Annotated in this window: 16 protein-coding genes; 7 read left to right on the forward strand and 9 right to left on the reverse strand. The window is 71.9% G+C overall.

Features of this window, described 5'->3' with window-relative positions; translation table 11 throughout:
* Nucleotides 1–65 precede the first annotated feature (65 nt).
* Nucleotides 66–599 carry an NUDIX hydrolase family protein gene (locus DQ244_RS16305; RefSeq protein ID WP_113812551.1) on the reverse strand — a complete coding sequence of 178 codons (534 nt, stop codon included), beginning with the start codon at nucleotides 597–599 and terminating at the stop codon, nucleotides 66–68.
* Nucleotides 600–658: 59 nt separating this feature from the next.
* A complete protein-coding gene (locus tag DQ244_RS16310; protein WP_113812552.1) occupies nucleotides 659–2,056 on the reverse strand; it encodes a DUF4407 domain-containing protein in 1,398 nt (465 codons plus the stop codon).
* Between the two features lie 141 nt (nucleotides 2,057–2,197).
* Between DQ244_RS16310 and DQ244_RS16315 the strand changes: the two genes are divergently transcribed.
* The 3 genes from DQ244_RS16315 (at nucleotide 2,198) to DQ244_RS16325 (ending at nucleotide 4,392) form a co-directional block, all read left to right on the forward strand.
* Nucleotides 2,198–2,608, forward strand: a complete 411-nt coding sequence (locus DQ244_RS16315; RefSeq protein ID WP_113812553.1) for a DUF1810 domain-containing protein — start codon at nucleotides 2,198–2,200, stop codon at nucleotides 2,606–2,608.
* A 156-nt stretch (nucleotides 2,609–2,764) separates the two neighbouring features.
* Entirely contained in the window at nucleotides 2,765–3,868 is a 1,104-nt protein-coding gene (locus tag DQ244_RS16320) for a hypothetical protein (protein WP_147251547.1), read from the forward strand.
* A gap of 116 nt (nucleotides 3,869–3,984) precedes the next feature.
* Nucleotides 3,985–4,392: a hypothetical protein gene (locus DQ244_RS16325; RefSeq protein ID WP_113812682.1), complete on the forward strand. Its 408-nt coding sequence runs from the start codon at nucleotides 3,985–3,987 to the stop codon at nucleotides 4,390–4,392.
* A gap of 2 nt (nucleotides 4,393–4,394) precedes the next feature.
* Here DQ244_RS16325 and DQ244_RS16330 read toward each other — a convergent pair whose 3' ends face one another.
* Both DQ244_RS16330 and DQ244_RS16335 read right to left on the reverse strand, forming a co-directional pair.
* Nucleotides 4,395–5,444, reverse strand: a complete 1,050-nt coding sequence (locus DQ244_RS16330; protein ID WP_113812555.1) for an LLM class F420-dependent oxidoreductase — start codon at nucleotides 5,442–5,444, stop codon at nucleotides 4,395–4,397.
* Between the two features lie 53 nt (nucleotides 5,445–5,497).
* On the reverse strand, nucleotides 5,498–7,027 hold the full coding sequence (locus DQ244_RS16335; protein ID WP_113812556.1) for a class I adenylate-forming enzyme family protein: 1,530 nt from the start codon (nucleotides 7,025–7,027) through the stop codon (nucleotides 5,498–5,500).
* A 136-nt stretch (nucleotides 7,028–7,163) separates the two neighbouring features.
* On the opposite strand from DQ244_RS16335, the gene DQ244_RS16340 reads away from it, so the two are divergent.
* The 4 genes from DQ244_RS16340 (at nucleotide 7,164) to DQ244_RS16355 (ending at nucleotide 10,857) form a co-directional block, all read left to right on the forward strand.
* A complete protein-coding gene (locus tag DQ244_RS16340) occupies nucleotides 7,164–7,742 on the forward strand; it encodes a DUF6318 family protein (protein ID WP_113812557.1) in 579 nt (192 codons plus the stop codon).
* Nucleotides 7,743–7,771: 29 nt separating this feature from the next.
* Complete coding sequence (locus tag DQ244_RS19715) at nucleotides 7,772–8,656, forward strand: hypothetical protein (protein WP_199580440.1); 885 nt, start codon at nucleotides 7,772–7,774, stop codon at nucleotides 8,654–8,656.
* A gap of 39 nt (nucleotides 8,657–8,695) precedes the next feature.
* A complete protein-coding gene (locus tag DQ244_RS16350) occupies nucleotides 8,696–10,132 on the forward strand; it encodes an HNH endonuclease signature motif containing protein (protein WP_113812558.1) in 1,437 nt (478 codons plus the stop codon).
* A gap of 104 nt (nucleotides 10,133–10,236) precedes the next feature.
* On the forward strand, nucleotides 10,237–10,857 hold the full coding sequence (locus tag DQ244_RS16355) for a hypothetical protein (protein WP_113812559.1): 621 nt from the start codon (nucleotides 10,237–10,239) through the stop codon (nucleotides 10,855–10,857).
* Nucleotides 10,858–10,878: 21 nt separating this feature from the next.
* Here DQ244_RS16355 and DQ244_RS16360 read toward each other — a convergent pair whose 3' ends face one another.
* From DQ244_RS16360 to DQ244_RS16380, 5 genes are all read right to left on the reverse strand, one after another.
* Nucleotides 10,879–11,073 (reverse strand): hypothetical protein, encoded by a 195-nt coding sequence (locus DQ244_RS16360; RefSeq protein ID WP_113812560.1) that lies wholly within the window; start codon nucleotides 11,071–11,073, stop codon nucleotides 10,879–10,881.
* A gap of 14 nt (nucleotides 11,074–11,087) precedes the next feature.
* On the reverse strand, nucleotides 11,088–12,161 hold the full coding sequence (locus DQ244_RS16365; protein WP_113812561.1) for an acyl-CoA dehydrogenase family protein: 1,074 nt from the start codon (nucleotides 12,159–12,161) through the stop codon (nucleotides 11,088–11,090).
* A complete protein-coding gene (locus tag DQ244_RS16370; protein ID WP_113812562.1) occupies nucleotides 12,161–13,321 on the reverse strand; it encodes an acyl-CoA dehydrogenase family protein in 1,161 nt (386 codons plus the stop codon). The genes DQ244_RS16365 and DQ244_RS16370 overlap by 1 nt, the downstream gene beginning before the upstream one ends.
* A gap of 69 nt (nucleotides 13,322–13,390) precedes the next feature.
* Complete coding sequence (locus DQ244_RS16375; protein ID WP_113812563.1) at nucleotides 13,391–13,930, reverse strand: GIY-YIG nuclease family protein; 540 nt, start codon at nucleotides 13,928–13,930, stop codon at nucleotides 13,391–13,393.
* A 9-nt stretch (nucleotides 13,931–13,939) separates the two neighbouring features.
* Nucleotides 13,940–14,248 (reverse strand): hypothetical protein, encoded by a 309-nt coding sequence (locus DQ244_RS16380; RefSeq protein WP_113812564.1) that lies wholly within the window; start codon nucleotides 14,246–14,248, stop codon nucleotides 13,940–13,942.
* Nucleotides 14,249–14,296 lie beyond the last annotated feature (48 nt).

The raw sequence follows: 14,296 nt of genomic DNA on the forward strand, positions 1-14,296 counted from the left end.
CGTGCAGTTGTGGAACTGAACCGACCGGAGTGCTCGACGGCTCCGGTCTCCCCCCGAGGGGTGGCTCAGAGACCGAGGTGCGCCAGCGCCTGGAGCAGCAGGGTGCTCTGCCCGTTCATCAGCTCGGCGAGCACGCCCGGGTCGCGCGCCTCGTCCGGGGAGAACCAGGTCAGCTCGAGCGCGTCCTGCTGCGGGGCGCAGTCGCCCTCCACCGGCACGACGTAGGCCAGCGACACCGCGTGCTGCCGCGGGTCGTGGAACGGCGTCACCCCCGGCGTCGGGAAGTACTCGGCGACGGTGAACGGCTGCGGCGCCGGCGGGATCCGCGGCAGGGCCAGCGGGCCGAGGTCCTTCTCCATGTGCCGGAGCAGCGCCGCCCGCACCCGCTCGTGGTACAGCACGCGACCGGAGACCAGGGCCCGCTTGATCTGCCCGTCCTCACCGGCCCGCAGCAGCAGCCCGACGGCGGTGACGACGCCGTGCTCGTCCACCCGCACGGGCACCACGTCCACGTACACGATGGGCAGCCGCTCGCGGGCGGCGTCCATCTCCTCGCGGGAGAGCATGCCGCCACCGGTCGCCGTCGTCAGCTCCGTCATGGCACCTGTCTAGCCGGTTCCCCTCGGTGTGCGCGCGCCCGGCCGGAGTGACACGCGCCTCAGACCGACGTCGGGACCCGGTCCGAGGGCTTCCGGCGCACGGTGCGGACGGTCCGCACCGCCGCCTCGCGCGCCAGACCGATGATCGGGCCGGTGTCCCACAGGGGCCGCTTGTCCGCGGCCGGTTCGGCGGACGGCACCTCGGCGGCGGGAGCCAGCGTCTGCGCGGCAGCCGCCGCCAGCGCGGCCCGGCGGCGCGCCAGGATGGCCTCCTTCTGCCGGTCGACCCGCTCCTTCTCGGCGAGCACCAGCAGCTCCTCCTGCGCCTCGGCCACGATCCGCCGCGACTCCTGCTGCAGCTCCTCCACCGCGACGTCGCTGTCGTCGCGGATGGCGGCGAGCTTGTCGTAGGCGCTGGGCGGGCCGAAGTTGAGCAGCAGCTTCATCAGCACGGGCAGCAGCTCGATGCTCATGAACAGCAGCGAGAGCAGCGTCTTCGCGGCCCACAGGGTGCCGTTCGTGTCGCTGAGCCGGTCCAGGGCCTCCAGCCGCAGCAGGATCCCGCCGGAGCCCTCGTTCGCCGAGTCGAACGCGGCCTGCAGCCGGTCCTGCTCCGCCGTCAGCCGCTCGAAGTCCGCCTCGTCGGTGGCCAGCGCGGCCTTCGCCTGGGCGGCGCTGCGCTCCTGCGCGTCCGAGGCCTGGGCGAGGGCGGCGTCCAGCTCGGCCTTGGCCGCGGCGACGACGGCGGTCTGCGCGTCGGCGTTGGCGCGGGCGGACTGGTACGCCGTCCCGGTGCCGGCCTCGCCGGTGCCGCAGGTGCCGTCCAGCTCGCACTGGGCCTTCGTCTCCAGCTGCAGCGCCGTCGACGTCGCCATGTCGTATGCGGCCTGCTTGGCCGCCACCGTGCCCTGGACGACGGCGAGCTGGGGGTCGGTGCGCCCGCCGCTGGCGACGATCGACCGCCCGGTGGCGATCTTCTCCTCGAGGTCCGGCAGCCCGGCGAACCGGGCGTCGGCGGCCAGGCCCTGGCGGTAGGTGTCGGCGGCCTCGGCCTGCATGGTCACGATCTCGGTGTCGATCTCCTTGTGGAAGATCTGCAGCGTCAGGGGGGTGGCGACGACGACGCCGAGGATCAGCGCGAGCGCGACGCGCGGCACGGCGAGCGCCACGTTCCGCTTGAGCGAGGGGTCGTGCGCCATGCCGACCAGCAGCATCCGGTCCAGGTTCACGATGACCGCGCCCCAGCCCACGCCCAGCAGCAGCGCGAACGGCCACCAGACGCCGATCGCCATGTGCACGGCGAAGGCGGCGGACAGGACGGCGAGGCCGCCCGTGCTCAGCAGGACGCCGCCCAGCGCCACGAACTTCGGGCGCGCTCCGGGCGAGGCCTCCAGCAGCTCGGGGCGTGCGCCGCCGAGCACCGCCAGGGCGTTGCCGATCCGCTGATGTCGAGCCATGCCGTTCCGATCCCCCCGGCGACGGGAGTAGCGAAGGGTCCGTCGCCTCCCTGGTCTCATCGGCAGTCCGCGACCGGATCGGGGCAGTCGGAGATCTCACACGCGGTTGCCGCCGCGTCGCGCAGGCACGAGGGTCGATCGGTGACCGATCCCCTGCAGCGGTTCGTGGACGCCCAGCGCGACACCTACGACCAGGCCCTGTCCGAGCTGCGCGGCGGCGAGAAGCGCACGCACTGGATGTGGTTCGTCTTCCCGCAGATCGCCGGGCTCGGTCGCAGCGGGATGGCGCAGCGGTTCGCGATCGCCGACCTCGACGAGGCCCGCGCCTACCTCGCGCACCCGGTGCTCGGCCGGCGGCTGGTCGAGTGCGCCCGCGCGCTCACCGCCCTGGACGTCGACGACCCGGTGGCGGTCATGGGCTCGATCGACGCGGTGAAGCTGCGGTCCTCGATGACGCTGTTCGCGCGGGCGTCGGACGAACCGGTCTTCCGCGAGGTGCTCGACCACTACTTCGGCGGTGACGAGGACGACGCCACGACTGCACGCATCTAGGCATTTACGCGTGTGGCGACCCTCGTCCAGACACGCCGGGACTGACACGCCGGAAGCCGAGACTCTGCGGTACAGAAACGAGTCCGAGCACCGCTCGTCCCGCTAACCTGCCCGCTCAACGAAGCTACGTCGGTAGCGACGGGGGCCGGGGGGACCGTGGAGACCAGCGAAATCTTGGTGGCGTTCGCTTCGTCGCTGGCTGGGGCCGTCGTGGGCGCCGTGTTGCCACTGTTCCTGCCCAAAAGGGGAGGCAACGGGCAGACCGGAAACGCCGGCGGGACCGGTGGGCCAGGCGGACCCGGCCAGACCGGGAACTCCGGCGGTACCGGTCAGACGGGGCAGACCGGCGGGAACACGATCTCCGGTGGCCGATTCGACGGACCCGTCCACGTGGGTAACCGGACGTTCGACGTCACGCAGGACAACCGGGTGATCATCAACAGCACAACGGTGCGGGAGGTCGTGCAGAGTTCGCCCAGCCGGAGGGCGGAACGAAGGGATGCTCCGCGAGACGGGTCGACGACCGGCGATGACTACACCCCGTTCGTACTCGCAGGCATCGCCGCACTCCTCGTCATGGTCGGCTACCTCCGGTACCGCGATGCGGTGACCTTGACCGTTCTGTCGGTGAGCGGCTTTGCCATGTTCCTGCCGATCGGTGCTCTGGTCGTGGCCCGAGTGCGCGCCGTCTCCTATGCCAGGAGCCAACTCGCACAGGTGTGGATCAACGTCCTTCTCGTGTGCGCGAGCCTTGTGAGCATCTATTTCCTCAGCCACCCCGCGGCGGGCTTCGACAGCGCCGAATTCGCTGCTCTCCTGGAGGCCGGGGAACGTCGGGCGTCGCTCCGCGAACTGTTCGAGCGGTTCGGGATCGACTGGGCTCTCTTCCTGGCCTACCAATTGATGGGGCTGGCCGTTTCCGTCCTGACGGTTGCCGCCATCGCACTCCACTCGCTCAAGTTGTATGCCGTCGCTGCGGCTGCGGTCCGCGCCCGGAGTGACGCGACGTACCAGCCCGGCCCTGTCCGGGCGTGGCTGATCCGAGCTGGGGGCTCCCCGGGTCAGGTCTTCCGCCGAGCGATCGTGCTTGCGGTTCTCTCGATCGTGCTCATCAGCGGAGCTGGGTACGCGCTCGTCACTAAACTGCAGGGAGACGTGGAGTTCCCGCTGCCATCCACCCCGACGACGCCGTCCACGGTCAGTCCGCCACCCGCCGTGCCGCCAGCGGACCCGTCGCCGGTTCCGGGCCCCGCGACCTGAGATCGCCTTGGAGTTGCCAGACGCGGCGAATGACGACAGTCGGCTAGTCGTGCGTGCCGAGCAGGGCCTGTGGACAACGCTCACGGGGATCCCCGCGAGCTGACACGGTGGCCGGCATGACGACGCCCGCCCTCGCCGATGTCCCCGTCCGCACCGCCGCCGAGCTCACCGCCCGCTGGTACTCGCTGCTCGACCCACCGGAGTTCGCGGCGCGCAGCCTGTGGCTCACCTGGTTCGGCGCCGACGGTCGCCAGCTGCCCATCGTCATCCCGGTGGACGGCGTCCCGCGCGTGCCCGACGTGCTGATGCTCGTGAACCTGCGTCAGCTGCACGAGCAGGTGCTGAGCGACCAACTCGGCGGCCGTGGACACCTGGCCCTCGCGCTGTGCCGACCGGGCCCGGCTGTGGTCACCGCCGATGACGACGCCTGGCTCGAGGCGCTGCGCGAGCTCCTGGACGACGGCGACTGGAGCCTGCACCTGGCCGCCGACGGCTCCGTCGTGCCCCTGGTGCAGGCGGGCTGACCTCAGGCGAGGGTCTTGAGCACCTCGATCGATCGCAGCCGGTCGGCGTGCTCGGCGGCCAGCGGGGTGGCGTTGAGCGTGGTCACCCCGGCCTCGCGGAAGGCGGCCACCCGCTCGGCGACGTGCCCGCGCGGGCCGACCAACGACACCCCGTGCACGAACTCTTCCGGCAGCGCCGCCGCGGCCTCGTCCTTGCGTCCGGCGAGGTAGAGGTCCTGCACGGTGGCGGCCTCGTCTTCGTAGCCGTACCGGACGGCCAGGTCGTTGTAGAAGTTCTTGCCGCGCGCGCCCATCCCGCCGACGTAGAGCGCCAGCTGCGCCCGCACCCGCTCCAGCGCGGCGGCCTGCTCGTCGGCGTCGTCGCTGATCAGCAGCTGGGTGTCGACGACGATCTGCAGCGGCCCCAGCTCCGGGTCGCGGCGCGCCGTCCCCTCGGCGAGGGCGTCGCCGAACGCCGTCGAGCTGCCCTCGGGGAGGAAGAAGGTCGGCTGCCAGCCCTCGAAGAGCTCCGCGGCGAGCGCGACGTTCTTCGGGCCGATGGCGGCGAGCACCATCGGGATCCGCTCGCGCACCGGCTGGTTGATCAGCTTGAGCGGCTTGCCGAGCCCGCTGCCCCCGCGCTCGGGGGTGAGCGGGACGTCGAGGTGCTTCCCGTGGTGGTCGAGCCGCTCCCGGCGCCAGACGGCCCGGCAGACCTCGACGACCTCGCGGGTCCGGGCCAGCGGCGCGGTGTACGGCACGCCGTGGAAGCCCTCGACCACCTGCGGGCCGGAGGCGCCGATGCCGAAGGCGAACCGGCCGCCGGAGACGAAGTCCAGGCCGGCGGCGGTCATCGCCAGCAGGGCTGGGCTGCGGGAGTAGATGTTCAGGATCCCCGAGGCGATCTCGATCGTCGTCGTCTTCGCGGCCAGGTAGCCGAGCTGGCTGACGGCGTCGAAGGAGTACGCCTCGGCGACGAAGACCGTGTCGAGGCCTGCGCTCTCGTACTCGGCGATGACCGCGGCGGTCTCCGCGAAGCCGCTGCTGTAGGAGATGGGCATGCCGATGCGCACGGGTGCTCCTGTCGCCGGGGGTCGGTCCCCGGCAACGTAGCGAAGGACGCCGGTCAGCGCGGGACGGCGATCCAGCCCTCGGCCTCGCGCAGCGCCGTCTTCAGGACCTTGCCGCCGGCGTTGCGCGGCAGCGGTCCGTCGACCACCCGCACGAACTGCGGCGTCTTGAAGTCGGCCAGTCGCTCGCCGGCGAACGAGCACAGCGACCCGACCAGCGCGTCGACGTCGGCACCCGGCCGGGGGAGGACGACGGCGCCCACCTTCTCCCCCATCACCGGGTCCGGGACGCCGACGACCGCTACCTCGACGACGTCGGGGTGCGCGGCCAGCGCGTTCTCGACCTCGACCGAATACACGTTCTCCCCGCCGCGGTTGATCATGTCCTTCGCCCGGTCGACGATCCGCACGATGCCGTCGGTGATCGTCGCCATGTCGCCGGTGTGCAGCCAGCCGTCGACGATCGTCTCCGCCGTCTTCTCCGGGGCGCCCCAGTAACCGGCGACGACGTTCGGGCCGCGCACCAGCAGCTCCCCCACGCCGGTGATCGGGTCGGGGCGGTGCAGGCGGACGTCGTTCACCGGCGACGGGAAGCCGACCGCGTCCGCGTGCGTGGCCGCGTACTCGTGCGGGAGGAAGGTCGCCAGCGCCGTCGTCTCCGAGAGGCCGAAGCCGTTGCCGAGCCGGGCCGTCGGGAAGGCCTCGAGGAGGCGGTGCACCAGCTCGGGCGCGATCGGCGCACCGCCGTAGCTGAGGGTGCGGACGCTGCTCACGTCCGTCGTCGCGAAGTCCGGGTGCCGCAGCGCCAGCTCGTAGATGGTCGGCACGCTGGTGACCAGCGTGATCCGGTGCTCGGCGATGGCGGCGAGGAAGGCGGCCGGCTCGAAACGCGGCATGATCACCGACGTGCCGCCGACGGCGACCTGCGTCATGAACTGCGAGCAGCAGCCGGTGACGTGGAACAGCGGGACCGAGATCAGCGTCGCCTGGTCGGGGTGGCGGGGCAGCTCGCGGCAGCGGATGACGCTCTCGACCGTCGTCACGAAGTTGTCGTGGGTGACCATCGCGCCCTTGGGCCGGCCGGTCGTGCCGGACGTGTAGAAGAGCGCGGCGACGTCGCTGCGCTGCGGGCTCGGTAGCTCGACCGGTTCGCCGTCGGGCAGCGGCTCCCCCGGCCTGGCCACGTAGGCGGCTCCGCAGTCGCCGAGGACGTAGTCGGCTTCCGGCTCCGAGAGCCGGGTGTTCATGGGGACGACGACGGCGCCGGCCAGGTGGCCGCCCCAGAAGGCGAGCACCCAGTCCAGGCCGTTGGGCAGGTTGATGGCGACGCGGTCGCCGGGGTTCACGTCGAGCGCGCGAAGGCCGCCGGCGACCCTTCTGGCGCGGTCCCACAGCTCGGCGTAGGTGATCGATGGGCCGCCCAGCTCGACGATCGCCGTCCGGTCGCCATGGCGCTCGACGGTCTCCCGCAGCAGCGTGACGAGGTTGGCCGTCAGGCCCGTGTAGCGCTTGATGCCGTCGGCGCCGACCTCGATGCCGCTGGTGTCGAAAGGCCCCTGCCCGAGCGCATCCACGCGTTCCCCCATCCCGGCGACCTGGAGGCGGTCACCTCCTCGGCATTCTGCGCTCGGGCAGTTGCTGGTGTTCACCCGATCCGGCGGAGGCGACCCGCTGTCCACAGATACGGAACCGTCGCTGCCGCTCGCTGCGTAGTCTGCGGCGGTGCGTGATCTTCGTGGACTGCGTCGCACCGTCATCGCTGCTGCCCTCGCGGGGCTCGTGCTGAGCGGCTGCTCGGAGAAGCAGGAAGCCAGCGACACCCTGCCGACGACGGCCGCGGAGACGACGGAGTCGCTCCCGCCCGTTGGTCCCGCCGACTTCCCCGTCCCGGACGAGGCACGCACCAAGGACGCCGCTGGCGCCGAAGCGTTCACCCGCTATTACATGGACTTGATCAACCGAAGTTCCCGAACCCTTGACGCCACTCCGCTTCGGGACCTCAGTGAGGGATGCGACGACTGCGACCGCATAGCCGCGAACGCTGAGTCAAGCGCGCAAGCGGGTTACCGGTATGAAGGCGGCGTCATCTCCGTCACGGAGGTTGCGCAGCCGCTGGTAACCGGGGAAACGGCAGAGATGGCTATCCGCATCGACCAGACGGCGTTGGCCGTTCTCGACCGATCAGGCAGTCCCGTGGAAGAGGGCAGCTCCGACGCCTTTCGAGGCATTCCTGCGAATGTGGCCTTGAAATGGGCCCCCGCCCTCAAGTCATGGCGCATGACATATCTGGCCTTCGGATGATCTCCGCATGCGCGCGAGCACTAGTAGCCATGAGCATCGGGATCGTGGCTGCGCTGGCTCCCTCCATGGCTCAAGCTGCGGACGGCTGTGGGTTCGTCGTATGCACTGAGGTCAAGCACAGTCCAGGCGCCATCACAGCCGCACATGTCGAGCAGAGCGATGGCGGTCAGTACTTCGCCAGCAATGTCGCACCGCCGGCACCGCCTTACCGTTATCAGCTTTCCCCGCCTTGCGTCGTCGACGACCGGGAAAACGGTGGATGCCGACCCAGTGACTTCAGGACTTGCCCTTCGCCACCCGGTCGAATAGTCGAAGACCTGGTTCTTGAGCGCCAAAATCTCGTACTTCCCGACAGCCCGACGACGATCGATGGGCTCACGCCTCTGGCGGGGGCCGCCCCGGGAACGCCCGTCGGGGGCTGGGATCAGATGCTCAGAGCCTGCATCGACATCACGGCTCTCAATCCGCCACCATCACCGGGCGAGGTGTTTCGGTACTTCGAGACTTTGCCATTGCCGCAGCTGCTGACCCAGCATCAACCCCCGGGAAACGGCCTCTCCGGGCTACCGGTGATCTTCTACACCGACTCTTCCACCACCCAGACGTTCACCGTCGACATCCGCGGATTCACCGTCGTCATCGAGGCGGCCGCCCAGCAGTTCACCTGGCACACCGGCGACGCCACCGGCCAGATCGTCACCACCGACCCCGGCCTCCCCTACCCCGACCAGACCATCGAGCACGACTACCGCTCAGGCACCTACACCGCCTACCTCACCGTCACCTGGGGCGCGACCTTCACCGTCAACGGCAGCGCACCCGCCGACGTCCCCGGCACCACCACCACCGACGGCCCACCCGTCACCTTCGACGTCCTGCAAGCGCGATCGGTGCTCACCAACCCCTACGACTGACCGCCGAAAACTGTCGTACCCCGCCCCTAACCTGCAGTTATGGACATCAGGGAGCTCCCGCCGGACGACGGCGTGCTGGTCCTCGTGATGCCCGAGGACCTCGAGCCCTCGCTCAGCGACACCGAGCTGGTCGCCGACATCTGGGCCGCCGACTCCCGCGCCGCGCGCTATGCCGCGGAGCGAGCCGCTGCCATCGCCGCCTTCGCCCGCCGCCGGCACATCCAGCGCGACGCGGCATTCGGCCGGCGCGGCGGCCCGGGGCACGACTCGCGGCTGCGCCGGCACCAAGCGCTCGCCGAGGTGTCGGAGACCTTCGTGCCCGAGCTCGCGCTGCTCCGGAACTGCTCGGAGGCCGAGGCGGAGACGCTGGCGGTCGAATCGATCCTGCTCACCACCAAGCTCCGACGGACCTGGAGCGCTCTGTACGACGGCCGGGTGGACGTCCCGAAGGCACGTGCCCTCATCGACCTCCTCGGCCCGGTGAAGCTGTCCGTCGCCGAGCAGGTCGAGCAGCTCGTCCTGCCGGCCGCAGACAAGCTCACCGTTCCCCTACTCCGCCAGCGAGTGCGCCGGCTGCTGGCCAAGCTCGACGCCGACGCGCTCGACAAGCGACGCGAAGAAGCAGCCCGGAGAGCCGACGTCGTCCACCAGCCGACCGGCGACGGCATGGGACAGGTGGTCATCGACCTGCCGCTCCCCACGTCCGCCGCCTGCGTCGACGCCATCGACCAGTACGCGCAGATGCTGCGCGCCGACGGCGACGAACGCCCCATCGGTGTCATCCGCGCCGCCGTCGCCGCTGACCTCATCCTGCGGCCCTGGGACACCGGGCGGCCGTCGGTCACCGCCAAGCTCGTCGTCCACGCACCGCTGCCCGCACTTCGCGACGACGCCGACGGACCGCAGCCGGCCGCCGAGATCGCCGGCGAGGTCGTCACCGCCGCGCAGTGCCGGGAGCTGCTCGAGCAGCTGGGCATCCTCGGCGTCGGCGACGCTCCCGCCGGCGGCTCGGTGCACCTGGCGATCAGCGACCCGTCGACGGGCCGGCTCCGCGCACTGGCCTCGCGTCGTGAGCTCGACCGAGGCGCTCGCGGAGCGGGCGTCTGCACCCCGCGCGCCGCTCCCGGTTACGAGCCGACCTCCCAGCAGCGCCGCTTCGTCGAGGTCCGGGACCGGCACTGCCGGATGCCCGGCTGCCGACGGCGACCGGGGCGCCTGGACATCGACCACGCCGTTGCCCACGCCGACGGTGGCGCGACCGACTGCCGGAACCTCTGCTGCCTGTGCCGACGACACCACCGCATCAAGACGTTCGCCCCCAGCTGGGACTTCGAACTGCTCGACGACGGTCGGCTGATCGTCCGCACGCCGTCCGGGGTGTCCCGCACGACCGATCCACCCGGCTGGTGGCTCGGCGCCGAACCCGAACCACCGTGGCTCGACGAGACGGCGCCACCGGACCCGATGCGCTGCTGACCCGTCACCGCGATCGATCCAGTTCCCAAATCACCCCGGAGCGAGGACAGTCGTCCCTGCGGCGAGGCCGCCCGTGGCTCGCCCGTTCGCGAGGGGGACTCGGTATGCGCGCGCGCTCCACGACCGTCCAGGGCAATCCGCAGAACCTGGACAAGGGCATCCACTACGTCAGTGACCGGGTGCTGCCCGCCGTCATGGGCATGGACGGCTTCATCGGCCTGTCGATGCTGGCCGACCGGCAGTCCGGCCGGTGCATCATCACCAGCGCCTGGGAGGACACCGCCGCCCTGCAGCGCAGCGCCGCCGAGGTGAAGGCCATGCGCGCCCGCGCCGCCGACATCCTCGGCGGACCGGCCACCGTCGACGCCTGGACCATCGACGTCCTCCACCGCCTGCACCCGACCCACCCAGGCGCCTGCACCCGCGTCACCTGGATGCGCAACCGCCCGCAGCACCTCGACGGCATGATCGACGCCTTCGGCATGAGCATCGTCCCCCGGCTCGAGGACCTGCCCGGCTTCTGCTCGGTCAGCATGCTGACCAACCACGACGACGGCCGCAGCACCACCGCCGCGACCTACGACAGCCGCGACGCCATGCAGGCCTCGCTGGAGCGGGCCACCGAGCTCCGGCGGGACTTCGCCCGCGCCATGGGCGCCGAACTCCTCGAGGTGGCCACCTTCGACCTCGTCCTCGCCCAGCTCCGGGTGCCCGAGACCGTCTAGACCGGGGACGACGACGGCGACTCAGCCGTCGTCGTCCTCGTCCTCTTCCTGCTCGTCCTCACCGGAGCCGCCCGAGCCGCCCTCATCCTCGTCCTGCTCGTTCTCCGTCATGCCGGGGCCGTCCTCGCCGGACTCCCCACCCATACCGGCGCAACCGGTCAGGCCGAGCCCGATCGCGAGCCCGAGCGCGGCCAGCTTCTTCTGGTGTCGTCGCACGACTCCGTCCTCTCTCAGACGATCCGCGTCAGCGCCGGCCAGAGACCGTCGCCGCCGTCGGCCAGCAGACCAGACGCCAGCACCCGCGACCACACGAGCTCGCTGCCCGCCTCGTCGCGCCACGACCACAGCCGCCGCGTCAGGTGGTGCAGCTTGTGCTCCTGGGTGAACCCGATCGCGCCGTGCACCTGGTGCGCCAGCCGCGCCACGACCTCGACCGCGGCACCGGCCCGCACCTTGGCGGCGGCCGCGGCGAGGACGACGTCGGGCGACCCGCGGTCCAGCGCCTGCACCGCGGCGTCCACCAGCGCCGTTACCGCGACCACCTCGCCGGCCATCTCGGCCAGCTCCATCTGGATCGCCTGGAACTTGCCCAGCGGCCGGCCGAACTGGTGCCGCTCGCCGGCGTACTGCACCGTCCAGTCGAGCACCCGCTCCAGCGCCGCCGCCAGCTGCACCGACCGCGCCAGCGCGAACCGGGCGCGGACCTCAGAAGCCTGCGCCGCCGTGAGCAGCGCCCCCGACGTCCCGACCTGGTCGAGCACCAGGGTCCCGCGCGGCTCACCGGCCAGGTTGAAGCCGTCACCCGCCGGCAGGGACGACGCGTCGACCAGCGCCAGCACCGCCCCCGTCACGCCGGAGGGAGCGGGCGCGAGGACGACGACGTGCTGCGCAGCCCCCGCCCAGGCGACGTTGGGCACCGTCCCGCTCAGCGTGAACCGGCCCGGCCCGTCGCCGTTGTCCACCGGGTGCACGCTGACCGCGTCCCCGATCGCGAACGTGGTCGGCAGCTCCGGCGAGGGCAGCTCCAGGTCGGCGACGAGCAGCGCGGGCAAGGCCACCAGCAGCTGCTCGGCCACCGGCACCGCAGCCGCGCCTGCGGCGAGCGTCCGCACGATCGCCACCGCGTCGGCCAGCTCGCCACCGGAGCCACCGGCCTCCTCGGGCAGCCCCACGCCGGTCAGCCCGGCGTCGGCCAGCGCCGACCAGAGGCCGGAGTCCCACCGCCGCTCCGCCGTCAGCACGAACGGCTCGAAGCCGGTGAGGATGTCCCGGACGGTCTCGACCACCAGGTCCTGATCAGCCATCAGCGCAGCCCCAGCCCTCGCGCCACGATCCCGCGAAGGATCTCGTTCGTCCCGCCCCGCAGCGTGAAGCCGGGCTGGTGCAGCTGCGCCTCGGCCAGCGCCCGCGCCAGCGGGTCCGGCGAGTCCAGCGACGGCGTCACGTCCACCACCCGCCGCACCTCGTCGATGACGTCGGCCTCGAACGTCGTCCCCACGTCCTTGACCAGCGCCGCCGGGATGTTCGGCAGCTCGCCCCGGTCCAGCGCCGCCGCGATCCGCAGCGACATCTGCCGCAGCGCCAGCGCCCGCGCCGACAGCCGGCCCAGCGCGACCAGCTGCGCAGGATCGCCGGTGTCGACAACTCGACGTCCGAACTCGGCGAGAAGCGGATATGTCGACAGGAACCGCTCCGGTCCCGACCGCTCGAAGGCGAGCTCCGCGGTCACCTGGTGCCACCCGTCGCCCTCGGTGCCCAGCAGCATGTCGCCGGGGACGACGACGTCCTCGAACACGACCTCGTTGAAGTGGTGCCCGCCGTCCAGGATGCGGATCGGGTTCACCGTGATGCCCGGCAGCGACAGGTCGATGAGCAGCTGCGACAGGCCCGCGTGCCGGCTCGCGGGATCGGCCGGCGAGGTGCGCACCAGCACGATCCCGTAGTGCGACTCGTGCGCGTTCGACGTCCACACCTTGGCGCCGTTGACCACCCAGTCACCGGACTCGTTGCGGGTCGCCTTCGTGCGGATCGAGGCGAGGTCGGAGCCCGAGTCGGGCTCGCTCATCCCGATCACGAAGTAGCACTCGCCGCGGGCGATGCGCGGCAGGATCTCCTGCCGCTGCTTCTCGGTGCCGTAGCGCAGCAGGTTCGGCCCGGACTGCCGGTCGGCGATCCAGTGCGCCGCGACCGGAGCACCGGCGGCGAGCAGCTCCTCGGTGACGGCGTAGCGCTCCATCGCCGTGCGCTCGTGCCCGCCGTACTCCTTGGGCCACGTCATGCCGAGCCATCCGCGCTCGCCCAGCTTCCGCGAGAAGTCCGGGTCGACGCCGGACAGCCAGGTGTCCACGTGCGTGCGGAACGTGCCCGCCGCGAGCTCGGCGGCGAGGAACTCGCGCACCTCCGCCCGCACCTGCTCGGCGGCCTCGGACCGTGGCGCGGGCGCCAGCGACAACGAGTTGCTCATGCGACTCCCCACGTCGGGACGGCTGTGCTCACCCGCCGTTGTACACGGGTGTCCCGGGGGAACCGCGCGTCAGGGTCGGGCGGACGCCGTCCAGCGCGCCCGCGCCTCCCGGACGACGGCGTACAGCGGGTGGGCGCGGTTGTCCGCCTGGTTCAGCGGCGGGGTGAGCCGCTCGATCACCGCGGCCTCGACGTCCCACGGCGCCGGGTGCACCGCCCAGGTCAGCGACAGGTGCTCGCGCATCCACGCGCTCAGCCGCTGCTCGTCGGCCGGCTCCAGCACCGTGCGGCTGGTCCACCGGGTCCGGTAGCCCTGGCTGTCGGTCAGCAGCGCCGCCAGCGACCGGCGCAGGGTCGAGCTCCCCGTGTTGCCACCCGCGTGGTTGCCCAGCACCCGGCTGCGCAGGCTCGCCCGCGACGTCGTCCGGCTCGGTGCGATCCCGACGTAGAGCAGCTCCAGCGCAACCGTCGGGTGCGCCGGCCCTGGGATGCCCGGCACGGCACCGGCCGGCGCCCACCACGCGTACAGCCCCGGCTCGGCCGGCACCTCCCCGGCCGCGGTGGGCAGCGGCACGAGGGTGCTCAGCAACCGGTCGGCGACGTCGTCCACCGCGCGAGCCTAGGACGGCGGCGGCGCGTCCTCCGACGACGAACCGCGGGTGAGCGCGCGCAGCTCGGTGACGACGTCGGTGGCGACGGTGCCCAGCGAGGTCAGCGCCTCGGTGACCAGCCGCCGCACGCCGAGGATGTCCAGCGCCAGCGCGGACCCCACCCCGGCCCCGGTCTCCAGCCCGCCGAGCTCGCCGCTGGCCGGCGCCCGCTCGGCCAGCTCCGGTGACCAGCGCATGGCGTCCCCGGACATCGACCAGTCACCGGTGGCGCCGTCGATCGCGTCGGCGACGGGATTGAGGTGAGCCGAAGAGTCCATGACCGCCCCCTGCCGGAGTCGGGCTCCATGGTGCCCCCGAACGGCGGC

It is taken from the genome of Blastococcus sp. TBT05-19, assembly GCF_003319095.1.
Lineage (GTDB): Bacteria > Actinomycetota > Actinomycetes > Mycobacteriales > Geodermatophilaceae > Blastococcus.